15 protein-coding genes are annotated in these 17,090 nt (G+C 72.2%); 8 read left to right on the top strand and 7 right to left on the bottom strand.

Annotated elements, in window-relative coordinates; translation table 11 throughout:
• The first annotated feature begins 26 nt into the window (after positions 1-26).
• The gene (locus ACZ6C6_RS03290; RefSeq protein WP_469198562.1) at positions 27-761 is read left to right on the top strand and encodes a SanA/YdcF family protein; all 735 of its coding nucleotides are present in this window, start codon (positions 27-29) and stop codon (positions 759-761) included.
• A gap of 7 nt (positions 762-768) precedes the next feature.
• Here ACZ6C6_RS03290 and cutA read toward each other — a convergent pair whose 3' ends face one another.
• Positions 769-1,110 (bottom strand): divalent-cation tolerance protein CutA, encoded by a 342-nt coding sequence (gene cutA / locus ACZ6C6_RS03295; RefSeq protein WP_469198564.1) that lies wholly within the window; start codon positions 1,108-1,110, stop codon positions 769-771.
• 67 nt (positions 1,111-1,177) lie between these two features.
• Positions 1,178-1,801, bottom strand: coding sequence for an NADPH-dependent FMN reductase (locus ACZ6C6_RS03300; protein WP_469198566.1), 624 nt, complete (start codon positions 1,799-1,801; stop codon positions 1,178-1,180).
• A gap of 93 nt (positions 1,802-1,894) precedes the next feature.
• Here ACZ6C6_RS03300 and ACZ6C6_RS03305 point away from each other — a divergent pair, with 93 nt between their 5' ends.
• The 3 genes from ACZ6C6_RS03305 to ACZ6C6_RS03315 all read left to right on the top strand — a co-directional run bounded on the left by ACZ6C6_RS03305 (position 1,895) and on the right by ACZ6C6_RS03315 (position 4,665).
• The gene (locus ACZ6C6_RS03305; protein WP_469198568.1) at positions 1,895-2,695 is read left to right on the top strand and encodes an aminotransferase class IV; all 801 of its coding nucleotides are present in this window, start codon (positions 1,895-1,897) and stop codon (positions 2,693-2,695) included.
• A 426-nt stretch (positions 2,696-3,121) separates the two neighbouring features.
• On the top strand, positions 3,122-3,943 hold the full coding sequence (locus tag ACZ6C6_RS03310; RefSeq protein ID WP_469199360.1) for a hypothetical protein: 822 nt from the start codon (positions 3,122-3,124) through the stop codon (positions 3,941-3,943).
• A 98-nt stretch (positions 3,944-4,041) separates the two neighbouring features.
• Positions 4,042-4,665 carry a class F sortase gene (locus ACZ6C6_RS03315; RefSeq protein WP_469198570.1) on the top strand — a complete coding sequence of 208 codons (624 nt, stop codon included), beginning with the start codon at positions 4,042-4,044 and terminating at the stop codon, positions 4,663-4,665.
• Positions 4,666-4,683: 18 nt separating this feature from the next.
• Here ACZ6C6_RS03315 and ACZ6C6_RS03320 read toward each other — a convergent pair whose 3' ends face one another.
• Positions 4,684-5,472, bottom strand: a complete 789-nt coding sequence (locus ACZ6C6_RS03320) for a sulfite exporter TauE/SafE family protein (RefSeq protein WP_365679917.1) — start codon at positions 5,470-5,472, stop codon at positions 4,684-4,686.
• Positions 5,473-5,754: 282 nt separating this feature from the next.
• On the opposite strand from ACZ6C6_RS03320, the gene nirB reads away from it, so the two are divergent.
• From nirB to ACZ6C6_RS03335, 3 genes are all read left to right on the top strand, one after another.
• Positions 5,755-8,349: a nitrite reductase large subunit NirB gene (nirB, locus tag ACZ6C6_RS03325; protein WP_469199311.1), complete on the top strand. Its 2,595-nt coding sequence runs from the start codon at positions 5,755-5,757 to the stop codon at positions 8,347-8,349.
• Positions 8,349-8,708, top strand: coding sequence for a nitrite reductase small subunit NirD (gene nirD, locus ACZ6C6_RS03330; RefSeq protein ID WP_469198572.1), 360 nt, complete (start codon positions 8,349-8,351; stop codon positions 8,706-8,708). The genes nirB and nirD overlap by 1 nt, the downstream gene beginning before the upstream one ends.
• An 85-nt stretch (positions 8,709-8,793) precedes the next feature.
• A complete protein-coding gene (locus ACZ6C6_RS03335; RefSeq protein ID WP_469198574.1) occupies positions 8,794-9,717 on the top strand; it encodes an oxidoreductase in 924 nt (307 codons plus the stop codon).
• A 1-nt stretch (position 9,718) separates the two neighbouring features.
• On the opposite strand, the gene ACZ6C6_RS03340 is transcribed toward ACZ6C6_RS03335, so the two are convergent.
• The 4 genes from ACZ6C6_RS03340 to dusB all read right to left on the bottom strand — a co-directional run bounded on the left by ACZ6C6_RS03340 (position 9,719) and on the right by dusB (position 16,005).
• Complete coding sequence (locus tag ACZ6C6_RS03340) at positions 9,719-10,123, bottom strand: VOC family protein (protein WP_469198576.1); 405 nt, start codon at positions 10,121-10,123, stop codon at positions 9,719-9,721.
• A gap of 113 nt (positions 10,124-10,236) precedes the next feature.
• Complete coding sequence (locus tag ACZ6C6_RS03345; protein ID WP_469198578.1) at positions 10,237-11,223, bottom strand: ArsR/SmtB family transcription factor; 987 nt, start codon at positions 11,221-11,223, stop codon at positions 10,237-10,239.
• Positions 11,224-11,726: 503 nt separating this feature from the next.
• Positions 11,727-14,438, bottom strand: coding sequence for a pyruvate, phosphate dikinase (ppdK, locus tag ACZ6C6_RS03350; RefSeq protein ID WP_469198580.1), 2,712 nt, complete (start codon positions 14,436-14,438; stop codon positions 11,727-11,729).
• A 418-nt stretch (positions 14,439-14,856) separates the two neighbouring features.
• The gene (gene dusB, locus ACZ6C6_RS03355; protein ID WP_469198581.1) at positions 14,857-16,005 is read right to left on the bottom strand and encodes a tRNA dihydrouridine synthase DusB; all 1,149 of its coding nucleotides are present in this window, start codon (positions 16,003-16,005) and stop codon (positions 14,857-14,859) included.
• A 155-nt stretch (positions 16,006-16,160) separates the two neighbouring features.
• Here dusB and bla point away from each other — a divergent pair, with 155 nt between their 5' ends.
• The gene (bla, locus tag ACZ6C6_RS03360; protein WP_469198584.1) at positions 16,161-17,081 is read left to right on the top strand and encodes a class A beta-lactamase; all 921 of its coding nucleotides are present in this window, start codon (positions 16,161-16,163) and stop codon (positions 17,079-17,081) included.
• Positions 17,082-17,090 lie beyond the last annotated feature (9 nt).

The raw sequence follows: 17,090 nt of genomic DNA on the forward strand, positions 1-17,090 counted from the left end.
TGAGGGCGGGGCACGTGAGGGTACGGATGCGGCGGACGCCGGAGGGTGAGCGGGCGCGGAGCGCCCGGCTGCTGAGGGCCGTCCGCCGGCTGCGGCCCCGGGTGCCGAGGACCCGCCGGGGGCAACGGCGGGCGGTGCAGGGGCTGATGGCCGCGTGTGTGCTGGCCCTCGCCCCGGCGGCCTGGCTGCATGTGGTGGCCGATGCCCGGATCAGGACCGTCGAGGACGTGCCCGCGCGGCAGGTCGCGGTGGTGTTCGGGGCGGGGCTGTGGGACGGGAAGCCGTCCCCGTACCTCGCGAACCGGCTGCGGACGGCCGCCGCGCTCTACCGGGACGGCAAGGTGAAGGTCGTCCTGGTGACCGGGGACAACAGCCGCGTGGAGTACGACGAGCCGGACGCGATGCGGGCTTTCCTGGTCCGGAAGGGCGTGCCGGACGACCGGATCGTCAGCGACTTCGCGGGCTTCGACACCTGGGACTCGTGCGTGCGGGCGAAGAAGATCTTCGGCGTCGACCGGGCGGTGCTGGTGAGCCAGGGCTTCCACATCCGCCGGGCCCTCGCGCTGTGCCGGGCGGCGGGGATCGACGCGTACGGGGTCGGGGTGGACGCCAAGCACGACGTCACCTGGTACTACGGCGGGACGCGGGAGGTGTTCGCGGCGGGGAAGGCGGCGCTCGACGCCCTGTTCGAGCCCGACCCGCACTTCCTGGGCCCGCGGGAACGGGGTGTGGCCGAGGCGCTGGCGGCGGCCTCCCGCTGACCGCCCCTCAGACCGAGGTGACCGGGGCCGTCTCGGCGGAGACCCAGCCCAGATAGCGCGCGCTGCCCCGGAGAACCGGCAGGGCGATGATCTCCGGGGTGTCGTAGTCGTGCGCCTCCTGGAGGTGGGCCTCCAGCTCCTCGTACCGCTCGGCCGTCGTCTTGCAGAACAGCTGCCACTCCTCGGTGGCCTCGATGGCGCCCTGCCAGCGGTAGACGGAGGTGACGGGCGCGGAGATCTGCACGCACGCGGCGAGCCGCGCCTCGACCATTCCCCGCGCCAGTTCCCTGGCCTTCTCCTCGCTGTCCGTCGTGGTCAGAACGGTCAGCCATGCCGGTGTGGTGCTCACTTCGGCGTCTCCTCGCAGCGGTCGGCGGTTGCTCCACGATTGTGGGCCGCCGCCGCCCGCCGCGCCATCAGCCGCCGTACGGGTGGGCCCTCTTCGCTTCCCGCAGCGCGCGGCCCCACCAGACGAGCTGGTCGAGCAGCGTCTTCACGGCCGCGTCCGGGCCGGCCGGGTCGCGGTGCCTGCCCTCGTCGTCGAACTGGGCGCCGGCGTTGTGGAAGGAGACGGTGTCGCGGATCGAGACGGAGTGCAGCTCGGCGAAGACCTGGCGCAGGTGCTCGACCGCGCGCAGCCCGCCGGAGACCCCGCCGTAGGAGACGAACGCGACGGGCTTGGCCTGCCACTCGTCGCGGTGCCAGTCGATGAGGTTCTTCAGGGGCGCCGGGTAGGAGTGGTTGTACTCGGGGGTGACGACGACGAAGGCGTCCGCCTCGGCCAGCCGGGCCGAGACCCCGGCCAGCACCTCCCTGGCCCCGGGCTCCAGGCGGTAGGAGAGGGCGGTGGGCAGATCGAGGGCGGCGACGTCGACCACGTCCGTCCCGATCGCGGGATGGGCGTCGGCGTGGGCGAGGAACCAGTCGGCGATGACGGGGGCGAACCGGCCCTCGCGGTTGCTGGCGAGGATGACGGCCACCTTGAGGGGGGCGGTCGCGGGCAGGGCGGTGGCGGTGGATTCCGCGGTGGTGAGGTCCATGGCGAAGACGTTCGTACATCAACCATGGTTGAGGTCAAGCGCGGCCGGGAACACGCCTCCCGCCGGGTGGCGGCGGCCGCATACCGTGGCCGTATGACGACTCCAGCAGCGGCGGCCCTCCCGTACGCAGAGTTCGACGGCCGGCCCGCCACCGAGGACGATCTGAGCCGGGCGCTGTTCTTCAACTACGGCCATTTCACGGCGATGCAGGTACGCGAGGGCCGGGTGCGCGGCCTGGATCTGCACCTGGCCCGGCTGGACGCGGCCAACCGCGAGCTGTTCGGACTCCCCCTGGCCGGGGACCTGGTGCGCCGGCTGATCCGGCACGCGCTGGCGGGCGCGGGCGCGGCGGACGCCTCGGTGCGGGTGCACGCGTATCTGCCGCCTGGGAGCACCGCGACGACCGTGATGGTGACGGTACGGGAACCGGGCGGGATGGAGCCCGGGCCGAAGAGCCTGATGTCCGTCCCGTTCGCCCGGACCGCCCCGCACCTCAAGCGGCCCGGCGAGTTCGGCCAGACCTACCACGCGAACCTGGCCCGCCGCGCCGGTTACGACGACGCGCTGCTGACGCTGCCCGACGGTTCGGTGACCGAGGGGGCGTTCACCAACATCGGTTTCTGGGACGGGAAAGCGATCACCTGGCCGCAGGCCCCGGCCCTCTCCGGCGTGGCCATGGGCGTCCTGGAACGCGAGCTCCCGGGCGCCGGCCTGACGTCGCTGCGCCGCCCGGTGACCCTGGACGGGCTCGGGGCGTTCCGGTCGGCGTTCCTCACCAACTCGCTGGGCATGGCCCCGGTCGCCCGGATCGACGGCACCGCGTTCACGGTCGACGCGGAGCTGATGAGGCGGCTGGCGGCGGCGTACGAGGCGGCACCGGGCGAGGCGGTCTGACCCGCGGGGGCGCACGCGCGGCCGCCGGTGACCGGGTGGCCGGGGCCCGCGCCGGGTGGCCCTGACGCAATCCGCCCCCTCCGGGCCCAGGGGGGAGAGGTCCGGAGGGGGCGGAGGCCGGGGGCGGCTGTGCACACCGTCCCGTGGGGGGTTGTGATGCGTGTTCCCGCTCAGCAGCCACTCACTCATGTGATGTGCGCCACATTGCCCGGCGGGCCCGTCACCCGAACGGCACCAGGGTGCGGCGAACCGCGCACCCTACCCACCCTCACCCCCGTGACCTGCGACGACACACCTTGGCAAGGAGGGCGCGCCGGGCCGTACGGGTGAGAGCTGACTTGGTGTCAGCAGGCATGAGGGCCGGTCCGGCTGTTGGCTCGGAGCCAGGACACACCCGCCAGCGCCCCCTGCTCGGAGGAAACCCCCATGCGCCGTCCTGCCCGACTCGTGACCGGCACCGCCGCCGCGGCCCTGGCCGCCGCCGCGCTCGGCCTCAGCGCCGCCGCCCCGTCCGCGTACGGGGACGAGGCGGCGCCACTGACGATCACCCCCGCCAGCGCAGCGCCGGGCGCCACGGTCACCGTGGACACCACGGCCTGCGGTGGCGACAGCACGGCCACCGGCGACGCGAGCGCACTGGACGCTCCGGAGTTCCCGCTGGCACCCGCCTCCCTCGAAGAGGCCCTGGCCGGCTCCTTCCGGGTGCCCGGCGGCGTCGCGCCCGGGTCGTACGGCATCGGCGTGGACTGCGCGAACGGCAAGAAGGCCACCGGCGAGATCGAGGTGAAGGCCGCCGGCTCCTCACGCGACGAGGACGCCGAGGACACCGCGGGCGCCACCGATTCGCCCGCGTACGACTTCTCCGGCATCGGAGGGCTGGGCGGCGACGAGGACACGGAGGGCCTGGACGGACTCGACGCCGAGGCCGCCGGTTCCGGCCTCGTCCCGGACGCCCCCGCCCCCGCCGAGGCCGGCCGCTCCACGCCCACCGAGCGCCCCGCCCCCACCGGCCGCCCGACCGGGTCGTCCGACTGGGACGAGAGCGGGTCCGGGCGTGAGACGCCCTCCGGGCACCGCACATCGGCCGCGCCCACCGCCCCCTCGGGGCACGTGAAGACCGGAGTCGGCGGCAGCGTCGGCCCGGACACCACCCAGATCGCGGCGGGAGCCGGCGTACTCGCCGCTGCCGCCGTCGGCGGAGCCTGGCTCCTGCGTCGCCGGGCGAGCGGCACGCGGGACGCCGGCTGACGGAGGCATCCACCCCTCCGTACCGCCCGGTGTCCGTCCCGGTGGCCCCGCGCCACCGGGACGGGACCGTTTCCGTTCCCGCACCCCGGAGGACCACCGTGTCCCAGAAGGCCAAGGGCTGGCTGCTCGTCGTCGTGGCGCTGGCCGGTGTCTGGCTGATCCAGAACGGCGCGGGCACCCGGCTCACCCCGCCGGGCCCGGCCGCCGCCCAGGCGTTCGCGGCCGGGCCCGCCCTGCTGCCTGGCTCCCCGGTCGCCGAGCCGCTGCGCCCCTCCGCGCCCGTACGCATCCGGATTCCCAGCATCCGGGTCGACGCGCCGATGATGCGGCTCGGGCTCGGGGCCGACGGCAGCCTCGACGTGCCGCCGGCCGGGAACACGGACATCGTCGGCTGGTACAAGGACGGCACGCCGCCGGGCGCCAAGGGCACCGCGATCGTCGCCGGGCACGTCGACAACGCGGAGGGGCCGTCGGTCTTCTACGACCTGGGCTCACTGAAGAAGGGCAGCACCGTCGAGGTGGACCGGCAGGACGGCCGTACCGCCGTCTTCACGCTCGACGCGATCGAGGTGTACGAGAACGACGACTTCCCCGACCAGCGGGTCTACGGCGCCTCCGAGCATGCCTCGCTGCGCCTGATCACCTGCGGCGGCGGCTACTCCGACGCGACCGGCTACCGGGGGAACGTGGTGGCGTACGCCCACCTCACGGACGTGCGCTGAGCCCCGCCGTACGAGGAATCAGCTCTGCCACTGGTCGAAGCCGAGCTTCGCCACCAGCGAGAACACCACCACCAGCAGCACCCCGCGCACGAACTCGCTGCCCTTGCGCAGCGCCATCCGCGCGCCCAGCAGCCCGCCCGCCAGGTTGAACACCGCCATCAGCGCCGCCAGCTGCCACAGGACGTTGCCCTGATGGGCGAACATCGCGAGCGCCCCGGCGTTGGTGCAGACGTTGACGATCTTCGCGGTCGCCGACGCGGTGACCAGGTCGAGGTGGAGCACGGCGGTCAGGGCGAGCACCAGGAAGGTGCCCGTGCCGGGTCCGAACAGCCCGTCGTACAGGCCGATGCCGCCGCCCACCAGGACGATCGCGGTGATCCTGCGGGCCCGGGTGACCTGCGGCGGGACGCCCTCCCCCGCGGACCGGCCGAACTGGGGCCGCAGCATCACGAACGCGGCGACCGCCAGCAGCACCACCATGATCACCGGCCGCAGCACCTCGCTGCTGATCCCGGCGGCGAAGAAGGCACCGGTCATCGACCCGGCCAGGGCCGCGAGCCCGATCCGGACCGCCGTGCCCACCTTCACGGGCGCCTTGCGCGCGTAGGTGACGGCGGCACCCGAGGTGCCGACGATGGCGACCGCCTTGTTGGTACCCAGGATCTGCGCGGCCGGCAGGTGCGGCAGACCGAGCAGCAGCGCGGGCAGCAGGAGCAGTCCGCCGCCGCCGACCACGGCGTCGACCCAGCCCGCCGCGGCGGCGGCGAGGCACAGCACGACCAGGGTGGTCAGAGTGATGTCCGGCATGAGCGCGACCCTATGGAGAGGATGCGTGCACCGTCCAACCGTTCCGGGGCGGCACCGGGAAAGTTGAGCCAACTCTGAGGTTTCCGCAGGACAACGCCCCTTTTCCGGCCTCCGCCGGCCGCCTCACAGCCCTTTTCGGCGGGTGCTGAGCGCAAGGTTCCTCCCGGGAAACAGCGGGGAACCGGCCGGGTAACACCGCCCGGACACGCTTCCGGTCATGAGCACACAGGCCCGGCGCCTGTGGCCCTGCCGAATCTGCTCACCGACGACGGAGGCCCCGAGATGCCGGTGTCCACTCCCCCGACCGCCCCCACCTCAGGCCCTGCCGCCGTGCCGACGCTCGTGGTCGTCGGGCACGGAATGGTCGGCCAGCGTTTCCTGGAGGCCCTGGCCGAGCGCGGTCTGACCGGCGCCGCCGGGACCGCCCGGGTCGTCGTCCTGTGCGAGGAGCCCCGCGCCGCCTACGACCGGGTCCAGCTGACCTCGTACTTCGCGGGGAGGACCGCGGACGAGCTGTCGCTGGTCGAGGACGGCTTCATGGAGCGGCACGGCTTCGAACTGCGGCTCGGCGACCCGGCGGTGGCCGTGGACCGCGCGGCCCGTACGGTCACCGCGCGGTCCGGCGAGGTCTTCGCGTACGACACGCTGGTGCTGGCCACGGGGTCCTATCCGTTCGTGCCGCCGGTCCCCGGCAAGGACAGCACCGGCTGCTTCGTCTACCGCACGATCGAGGACCTGCTCGCCATCGAGGAGTACGCGAAGAACGCGACGACCGGCGCGGTGGTCGGCGGCGGGCTGCTCGGGCTGGAGGCGGCCGGCGCGCTGAAGGGCCTCGGCCTGGACACGCACGTGGTGGAGTTCGCGCCCCGGCTGATGCCCGTCCAGGTGGACGAGGGCGGGGGCGCGGCGCTGCTGCGCACCATCGAGGACATGGGCCTGACCGTGCACACCGGGGTCGGTACGCAGGAGGTGACCGCGGGCGAGGACGGCGCGGTGAACGGGATGGCGCTCTCCGACGGGTCCGCGCTGGCCACGGACCTGGTCGTGTTCTCGGCCGGGGTGCGCCCGCGCGACCAGCTGGCCCGGGACTGCGGGCTCGCGGTCGGGGAGCGCGGCGGGATCGTCGTGGACGAGGAGTGCCGGACCTCCGACCCGGCGGTCTTCGCCATCGGCGAATGCGCGCTCGCCTCGGACGGCCGGGTGTACGGGCTGGTGGCGCCGGGCTACGAGATGGCGCTGACGGCCGCCGAGGTGATCGCCGGGAAGGCGGCCGCGTTCACCGGCGCCGACCTGTCGACCAAGCTGAAGCTGCTCGGGGTGGACGTGGCCTCGTTCGGCGACGCGCACGGCACCGCCGAGGGCTGCCTCGACGTGGTGTATTCGGACGCCCGCTCCGGCGTCTACAAGAAGCTGGTGATGGCGGCGGACGGCACCCTGCTGGGCGGGGTCCTGGTGGGCGACGCCGACCAGTACGGCACGCTGCGCCCGATGACCGGGAGCGTGCTGCCGGTCACCCCCGAGCAGCTGGTGCTCCCGGCCGGGGCGGGCGGCCCGGTGGCGCTCGGCCCCTCCGCGCTGCCCGACGAGGCGGTGATCTGCTCCTGCCACAACGTCACCAAGGGCGCGATCTGCGAGCACACCACGCTCCCCGAGGTGAAGAAGTGCACCAAGGCGGGCACCGGCTGCGGCAGCTGCGTCAAGGTGATCGGCCAGCTGCTCCCGCAGAGCGCGGACGCGGGCCTGTGCGGATGCTTCGCGTACACCCGCAGCGAGCTGTACGAGATCGTCCGCACCCTGCGCATCACCTCGTACGCGGACCTCCTCGACTCCCACGGGCGCGAGGAGGCACGGGGCGGCGACGGCTGCGAGGTCTGCAAACCGGCGGTCGGCTCGGTCATCGCCTCGCTCGCCCCGACCGTCGGCGCCAGCGGTTACGTCCTGGACGGCGAGCAGGCGGCCCTACAGGACACCAACGACCACTTCCTGGCCAACCTCCAGCGCAACGGCTCGTACTCGATCGTGCCGCGCATACCCGGCGGCGAGATCACCCCGGACAAACTGATCGTGATCGGCGAGGTGGCCCGCGACTTCGGCCTCTACACCAAGATCACCGGCGGTCAGCGCATCGACCTCTTCGGCGCCCGCGTCGACCAGCTGCCGCTGATCTGGACCCGGCTCGTCGACGCGGGCTTCGAGTCCGGGCACGCGTACGGCAAGTCGCTGCGCACGGTCAAGTCCTGTGTCGGGCAGACCTGGTGCCGCTACGGCGTGCAGGACTCCGTGAAGATGGCGATCGACCTGGAGCTGCGATACCGGGGGCTGCGCGCCCCGCACAAGCTGAAGTCGGCGGTCTCGGGGTGCGCCCGGGAGTGCGCGGAGGCCCGGGGCAAGGACTTCGGGATCATCGCCACGGCCGGCGGCTGGAACCTCTACGTGGGCGGCAACGGCGGCGCCACGCCGCGCCACGCCGACCTGCTCGCCCAGGACCTGTCGGACGCCGAACTGGTACGGCTGATCGACCGCTTCCTGATGTTCTACATCCGCACCGCGGACCGGCTGGAGCGCACCTCGGCCTGGCTGGAGCGCATCGACGGCGGCCTGGAGCACGTCCGGGACGTCGTGGTGCACGACAAGCTCGGGCTCTGCGAGGAGCTGGAGCGGCTGATGGCCGACCACGTGCGCGGCTACCGCGACGAGTGGGCCGAGACCATCAACGACCCCGAGCGGCTACGCCGGTTCGTGACCTTCGTCAACGCGCCCGACGCGCCCGATCCGTCGGTCAAGTTCGTCCCGGAACGCGACCAGGTCAAGCCGGACCTGGACATCCTCGCCGGCCCGGTTCTCGCCATCCGCACTCTTGAAGGGACCGCCTCCTGATGACCACGCAGACGCTGGAGACCGCGCAGGACACCCGGACCGTCCGGCTCGCCGCCGCGGACGGCTGGCTCACGGTGTGCGACCGCTCGCTGCTGACCCCCGGCCGCGGGGTCGCCGCCCTCCTCCCGGACGGCCGGCAGGTCGCGCTCTTCCTGGACCGGGCGGGGCGGACGTACGCCATCGACAACCGCGACCCGTTCACCGGGGCCTACGTCCTCTCACGCGGTCTGGTCGGCTCGGAAGGCGGGCAGCCGTTCGTCGCGTCGCCCCTGCTCAAGCAGCGGTTCGACCTGGCGACGGGGGCCTGCCTGGACGACGACGAGGTCTCCGTACCGGTCTTCGAGGTACGCGCGGACTGAGCGCCTCCGCCCACGCGGAGACGGCCGGAAGTACCCCCGAACGGGTGCTTCCGGTCATCCGTGTCCCCGGTCGTACGCTTGATCCATGACCCAGGGCTGGAGCGCGCGCGACATACCCGACCAGAGCGGCCGCACGGCCGTGGTGACGGGGGCCAACAGCGGCATCGGGCTCATCACCGCCCGCGAACTGGCCCGCTGCGGGGCCAGGGTGCTGCTCGCCTGCCGCGACGAGCGGCGGGGCGAGGAGGCGGCGGCCCGCATCCGTTACGCGGTGCGCGGCGCGGACGTGGAGTTCGTCCCGCTCGATCTGGCCGACCTGTCCTCCGTGCGCGCGTTCGCCAAGGGCCTCCGGGCGGACCGGCTCGACCTGCTGGTCAACAACGCCGGGGTGATGGCCCTGCCGTACGGACGGACCGCCGACGGCTTCGAGACCCAGTTCGGCGTCAACCACCTCGGGCACTTCGCACTCACCGGGCTGCTGCTCCCGAAGCTGCTGGCCACCGGGGGCGCCCGAATCGTCAGCGTCTCCAGCGGGCTGCACGCCCTGGGCAACATCGACATGGGCGACCTCAACAGCGAACGGCGCTACCGCCGCTGGACCGCCTACGGCCGCTCGAAGACCGCGAACCTGCTCTTCGTCCACGAGCTGGCCCGGCGGCTGGCGGCGGCCGGCAGCGGACTGGTCGCCGCCGCCGCGCACCCCGGCTACGCCTCGACCAACCTCCAGGCGGCGGCGGCCCGGATGGAGGACCGCAGGGCGGCGGAGCGGGTCATGAGCCTCGCCAACCGCGTCGTCGCCCAGCCCGCGTCGGCCGGGGCCCTGCCCACGCTGTACGCGGCCACCGCGCCGGGCGTGCGCCCCGACTCGTTCACCGGCCCCCGGGTGCTGGGCTGGCGCGGCGCGCCCAGTCCGTCCTGGCGGGCGGTCTGGACGCGCGACGACGTGGCGGGCGAACGCCTGTGGGTGGCCTCGGAGCAGCTGACCGGGGTGACGTACGCGGGGCTGTAGCTCAGCCCTCGATGGAGGACGGGTCCATCCAGACGACCTCCCACATGTGGTGGTCCGGGTCCTGGAAGGAGCGTCCATACATGAAGCCGAGGTCCTGCGGCTCGTTGGCGGGCGATCCGCCGTTGGCGAGGGCCGCGTCGGTCAGCTCGTCCACCCTTTCGCGGCTGTCGGCGCTGAGCGCGAGGATCACCTCGGTGGAGGCGGACGCGTCGGCGATGTCCTTCTTGGTGAAGTCCTTGAAGCGCTCCTCCTGGAGGAGCATCGCGAAGATCGTGTCGCTGATGACGAGGCAGGCGGTGCGCTCGTCGCTGAACTGCGGGTTGAAGGAGTAGCCCAGCTTCGTGAAGAAGTTCCTCGACGTCTCCAGGTCCTTGACCGGCAGGTTCACGAAGATCATCTGGGGCATGGCCGTCTCGCTCTCTCGTGCTCTGGTTCGGTGTGCGTCTTCTCGACAGGTAGACGCCGGGGCCGCCCGGAACTCATCGGTGCGGGCCGCAGATCCTTTCCGCGCGGACCGGCTCAGGAAACCGCGACCGGCGCCCCGCCCCTCAGCAGCGAGCCGCCCAGCGGGGTCAGGGTGTGCTGGACGGAGCTGCCGTGCCGCAGGGTGTGGACGAGCCCCGCCTCGCGCAGGACGCAGGCGTGCTGGCTGGCCGAGGCGAGGGAGACCCCGGCGCGCCGGGCCAGTTCGCTGGTGGTGCAGCCGTCGCCGATGGCCCGCAGGACCGTGGAGCGGGTCTGCCCGAGGAGCCGGCCGAGCGAGGGGCCCGGGTCGGCGAAGGCGGGCGCGGCCCGATGGACGACCGGGTAGACCAGGACCGGCGGCAGCAGGGGGTCGCGCAGCACGACGGGGGTGCCCCGGCAGAAGTAGGACGGCTGGAGGAGCAGCCCCCGCCCGTCCAGGTGGAGTTCGCGGTCCACGGGATAGTCCGCCTCCAGGACGGGCGCCCGCCACCGGATGACCGGGGGCAGCGAGGCGAGCAGTTCGTCGGCACCGCCGTCCAGGAGGGCCCGGCCCCGGATCGCCCGGTCGGCCTCGACGGCGGAGCGGATGTGCGGCCAGTACGGCTCGACGGCGGCGCGGTGGTAGTCCCGTAAGGCGGCGACGAGCCGGCCCAGGGGTTCGGCGCCACCCTCGCGCAGGGGGTCCAGGCGGGCGGCCCGCCGCGCCCCGGGGTCCCCGAGGAGGGCGATCTCGGCGCGCAGGCGCTCGGGCGGAGTGGCGCGCACGGCTTCCATTCCGGCTTCGAGTCCGAGCGGTTCGGCGCTTTCCTGAGAAGGCGTCAGGAAGTCGGGAAAATATCCGCGCTGCGGGACCACCGCGGACAGCAGACGTACTTCACCGCTCAACCGTGGGCGGGTTTCGGTGCGCCATTTCCCGAAGACCGCGGAAGCCCTCCGGTCCCTCAGCCGGTGAAAGCTGAGAATGGTCTCCCACAGCGCGTCCGGCCCGGAGGCCATCCGCACTCTGGAAAGGTCCCATCCGGAGACATGGATACGCAGCACCGAACTCCCACCCCTTGCACCTGCAATTCCCCCCTCGCAAGAGTATGCGAATCGTAACAGCACGTCACCACGGGGTTTCGGCCAGAGGTGAAACGCCTCGCCGGGACCGGCCGCCGGACGAAAAGCTGTACGGCGTCGGGTGCGATTCCGGAGCCACCGGAAGAGCGAGTGAAGGCCGTGGGGGGTTTTGCTCGTTCGGCGGCGGTTGGCAAAGGTGCGGCTCCGCACTCGATGGGGGTAAGCCGGGTGCGGCCCGTGGATGGGGATCCACGAGCCGCACCCCGGTCCGTTCAGCTCGATTTCTTTGCGCATTAAACGAAGCAATGGACACCGGCCATCGTATTTACCGGGACATGACAAGCTCGTGTCCCGCCCGGTCCCGTACGACAAGACGGCGGCACCCCCGCACAGGGTGCCGCCGTCCCCGGAATTCCGCTTCCACCGCCGGTTCGGGTGAGGGTGGGATCGCCGGCGGCGGAAGCGGAATCGGTCGGTGTGGCGCGTCAGCGGCTGTCGCTCGCCCGCGCCCCGGCCGCCGCCCGGCCCGCCTCAAGGCGCGCCACCGGAATGCGGAACGGCGAGCAGGAGACGTAGTCGAGACCGGCCTCGTGGAAGAAGTGCACCGACTCGGGGTCGCCGCCGTGCTCCCCGCAGATGCCCAGCTTCAGGTCCGGGCGAGTGGCCCGGCCTGCCGCGACCGCGCTCCTGACCAGCGAGCCGACGCCGTCCTTGTCGATCGTCTCGAACGGCGACACCCCGAAGATGCCCTTCTCCAGGTAGGCGGTGAAGAAGGAGGCCTCCACGTCGTCGCGGGAGAAGCCCCACACCGTCTGGGTCAGGTCGTTGGTGCCGAAGGAGAAGAACTCCGCCGCCTCCGCGATCTGCCCGGCGGTCAGCGCGGCGCGCGGCAGCTCGATCATGGTGCCGATCTTCAGCCCGAGGTCGGTGCCGGTGGCGGCCTGGACCTCGGCGATGACCCGGTCCGCCTCCTCGCGGACGATCTCCAGCTCCTGGACCGTGCCGACGAGCGGGATCATGATCTCGGCGCGCGGGTCGCCCTTGGCGTTCTTGCGGGCGGCGGCCGCCTCGGCGATGGCCCGCACCTGCATGGCGAACAGGCCGGGAATGACCAGGCCGAGGCGCACCCCGCGCAGCCCCAGCATCGGGTTCTGCTCGTGCAGCTTGTGCACGGCCTGGAGGAGCCTGAGGTCGTTCTCGTTGGCGTCCTTGCGGGCCTCGGCGAGGGCCACCCGCACCGAGAGCTCCGTGATGTCCGGCAGGAACTCGTGCAGCGGCGGGTCGAGGAGCCGTACGGTGACCGGCAGCCCGTCCATCGCCTCGAACAGCTCGATGAAGTCCGCCTTCTGGAGCGGGAGCAGCTGCTCCAGGGCGGTCTCGCGCTCCTGGTCGGTGTCGGCCAGGATCAGCTTCTCGACCATCTCGCGGCGCTCGCCGAGGAACATGTGCTCGGTGCGGCAGAGGCCGATGCCCTGGGCGCCGAAGCGGCGGGCGCGCAGGGCGTCCTCCGCGCTGTCCGCGTTGGCCCGCACCCGCAGCCGGCGCACCCGGTCCGCGTACGCCATGATCCGGTGCACGGCGGCGACCAGCTCGTCGGCGTCGTCGGCGCCCGCGTGCATGCGGCCCTCGAAGTACTCGACCACCGGGGACGGCACGACGGGGACCTCGCCGAGGTACACCTTGCCGGTGGAGCCGTCGACGGAGACGATGTCGCCCTCCTCCACGACGATGTCCCCGACCGTCAGGCGCCGGCGCTTGGTGTCGACCTCGATCTCCTCGGCGCCGCAGACACAGGTCTTGCCCATGCCCCGCGCGACGACGGCGGCGTGCGAGGTCTTCCCGCCGCGCGAGGTGAGGATGCCCTCGGCGGCGATCATGCCGTCCAGGTCGTCCGGGTTGGTCTCACGGCGGATCAGGATGACCTTCTCGCCGGACCGGGACCACTTGACGGCGGTGTACGAGTCGAAGACCGCCTTGCCGACCGCCGCACCGGGCGAGGCGGCGATGCCCCGGCCGAGCCGCCGGGTCTTCGCGGTGTCGTCGAAGCGCGGGAACATCAGCTGGGCGAGCTGGGCGCCGTTGACCCGCTGAAGGGCCTCGGCCTCGTCGATGAGCCCCTGGTCCACCAGCTGGGTCGCGATACGGAAGGCGGCACCGGCGGTGCGCTTGCCGACCCGGGTCTGAAGCATCCACAGGTGGCCGCGCTCGATGGTGAACTCGATGTCGCAGAGGTCCTTGTAGTGGGTCTCCAGCGTCTCCATGATCTTCAGCAGCTGGTCGTACGACTGCTTGTCGATCGACTCCAGCTCGGCGAGCGGCACGGTGTTGCGGATGCCCGCGACGACGTCCTCGCCCTGCGCGTTCTGGAGGTAGTCGCCGTAGACGCCCTGGTGACCGCTGGCCGGGTCCCGGGTGAAGGCGACGCCCGTGCCGGAGTCGGGGCCGAGATTGCCGAAGACCATCGAGCAGACGTTGACGGCGGTGCCGAGGTCGCCGGGGATGCGCTCCTGGCGGCGGTAGAGCTTGGCCCGGTCGGTGTTCCACGAGTCGAAGACCGCGTTTATGGCCAGGTCCATCTGCTCGCGCGCGTCCTGCGGGAAGTCGCGGCCCGCGTCCCGGGCGACGATCTTCTTGAACTCCTTGACCAGCTTCTTCAGGTCGCCCGCGTCGAGATCCACGTCGACCTTGACGCCCTTGGCCTCCTTCGCGGCCTCCAGCGCCTCCTCGAAGAGCTCGCCGTCCACCCCGAGGACCGTCTTGCCGAACATCTGGATCAGCCTGCGGTACGAGTCCCACGCGAACCGCTCGTCCCCGGCCTGGGCGGCGAGGCCCACCACGGAGGCGTCGGAGAGGCCGATGTTGAGGACGGTGTCCATCATCCCGGGCATGGAGAACTTGGCGCCGGAGCGCACGGAGACCAGCAGCGGGTCGTCGGCCTGGCCGAGCTTCTTGCCCATCCGCGTCTCCAGCGCGTCGAGGTGCGCACTCACCTCGTCGCGGAGGGCGGCCGGCTCCTCACCGCTGTCCAGGTAGACCTTGCACGCCTCGGTGGTGATGGTGAAGCCGGGCGGGACGGGGAGCCCGAGGTTGGTCATCTCGGCGAGGTTGGCCCCCTTCCCGCCGAGGAGGTCCTTCAGATCCTTGTTGCCTTCGGTGAAGTCGTAGACGAACTTCTGCACATCTTTGTTTTCCGACACGGTCTCGACTCCTCGAAGACGCGGTGGCTGCCCTGACGGCGAGGAACATACCCAGATCGAAGGTGCCTGGGTACGTCCACTTGCGCGTCGTGCGGCCGTAACCACCCGTCCGCCAGCAGATCGAAAGTCAGCCGTCCGGAAGCTCTCCGGAACGGCGCGTTCAGGAGTCGTACGCAGGATGACGCAGCGCGCACCGGAACCCCCGGTTCGGTGGCTGAAAGTGATCGAAGCGTCGATCGATCAAAGTACGCCCGGGTGGCACCCAGTGCCACCCTTTGAGAAGTGCAGCCCGGGATTTTGCGCTCATCCGAGCGCACCGTGTCTCAAGGTGGCGAGAATCACTCGATGGAGGGGCCGCTCGGATGAGCGAAAATGCGTGTGGGAGGCACTCAGTGCCCCCCACACGTCGGTAGCGTTCTCAGCCCCCGGAGGTGTCCAGCTCCGCGTCGGCACTGACGCCCGCGCAGTCGTACGGGTCCTTCAGCCAGCCGTCCGGGAGGGCCACCCGGTTGTTGCCGGAGGTGCGGCCGCGCGGGCCGTCGGCGCCGTCCGGCCAGGGCTGGTCGAGGTCCAGCTCCCGGAGCTGGGAGCCGAGCTCCTCCAGCGAGGAGGTGATCGCCAGCTTCTTGCGCATCTCGGAGCCGACCGCGAAGCCCTTGAGGTACCAGGCGACGTGCTTGCGGAAGTCGATCACTCCCCGCGCCTCGTCGCCGATCCACTCCCCCAGGAGCGTCGCGTGCCGCAGCATCACGTCGGCGACGGTGCGCAGGGTGGGCGCCTGCCGCGTCTCCGTGCCCTCGAACGCGCTGACCAGGTCGCCGAAGAGCCAGGGGCGGCCGAGGCAGCCGCGCCCCACGACCACGCCGTCGCAGCCGGTCTCGCGCATCATGCGCAGGGCGTCGTCCGCGCACCAGATGTCGCCGTTGCCGAGCACCGGTATCTCCGGGACGTGCTCCTTGAGCCGGGCGATGGCGTCCCAGTCGGCGGTGCCGCCGTAGTGCTGGGCGGTGGTCCTGCCGTGCAGGGCGACCGCCGTGACGCCCTCCTCGACCGCGATCCGGCCGGCGTCGAGATAGGTCAGGTGGTCGTCGTCGATGCCCTTGCGCATCTTGATCGTGACGGGCAGGTCCCCGGCCCGGGAGACCGCCTCGTGCAGGATCGCGCGCAGCAGCGGCCGCTTGTACGGGAGGGCCGAGCCGCCGCCCTTGCGGGTGACCTTGGGGACCGGGCAGCCGAAGTTGAGGTCGATGTGGTCGGCGAGGTTCTCGTCCACGATCATGCTGACGGCCTTGCCGACCGTGTCCGGGTCCACTCCGTACAGCTGGATCGAGCGCGGCGTCTCGGTCGCGTCGAAGTGGATGAGCTGCATGGTCTTCTCGTTGCGCTCGACCAGGGCCCTCGTCGTGATCATCTCGCTGACGAAAAGCCCCTTGCCGCCCGAGAACTCCCGGCACAGCGTGCGGAAGGGGGCGTTGGTGATGCCGGCCATGGGGGCGAGGACCACCGGCGGCTGCACGGTGTGCGGGCCGATGCGGAGCAGCGAGGGCGAGGGGGCGAGCGTGGTCATGGCCCCATTGTCCCGTACGCCGGCGACTGCTCCGGGGGCGGTGGCGGCCCGCCGGGACCGGGGGAAAGAGGGGGCGTTGTCCGACCCCCGCCGTAGCGTGGGGATTCCGGCGACGGGCCGGTAAAGGTTTCTGGCGAACCAAGGAGACATGAATCATGACCACGCCCATGTCCCGCTTAGCTCTCGGCTCCCCCAGCCGTCGCGGGCTGCTCGCGCTCGGTGTCACCGGCGCGCTGCTCGTCGGCACGTCGGGCACCGCCCGCGCGGCCGCCGGCTCCGCGACCGCCCGGCTGCGCGAGCTGGAGCGGACGCACGGCGCCCGCGTCGGTGCCTTCGCGTACAACGTGGCCACGGGGGTCGCGGTGCGGCACCGGGCGGACGAGCGCTTCCCGATGCTGTCCACGTTCAAGACGCTCGCCGCGGCGGCCGTCCTGCGGGATCTGGACCGGGACGGCGAGGTCCTGGAGAAGGTGATCCACTACACGGAGGCGGACTGCGTCTCCGATTCCCCGGTCACCAACACCCCGGAGAACATCGCGAGCGGGCTGAGCATCGCCCGGCTCTGCGACGCCGCGATCGGCGACAGCGACAACACCGCGGGCAATCTGCTGCTGCGCGAGCTCGGCGGCCCGCAGGCCGTCACCCGCTTCGCCCGTTCCCTGGGCGACCGTGTGACCCGGCTGGACCGCTGGGAGCCCGTACTGAACTCCGCCGAGCCTGGCCGGGTCACCGACACCACGACCCCGTCCGCGCTCGCCCGCGACTACGCCCGGCTGGTCCTGGGGAACGCGCTGGAGCCCCGGGACCGCGAGCGGCTGACGTACTGGCTGCTCAACTGCCGGACGAGCGGTACGCGGTTCCGGGCCGGGCTGCCGCCGGAGTGGACGGTCGCCGACAAGACGGGCGGCGGCTCGTACGCCTCGTGCAACGACGTGGGCGTCGCGTGGACTCCGGAGGGCGTGCCGGTGGTCCTGGCGGTCCTGACGACGAAGCCGGCGGGTGCCTCCGACGCGGGGGGCGATCACCCGCTGGTGCGGGACGCGGCGGAGGCCCTGGCGGAGGCGGTCGTTAGTTAGTCGTACTAT

Source organism: Streptomyces sp. NPDC041814, from assembly GCF_055590565.1.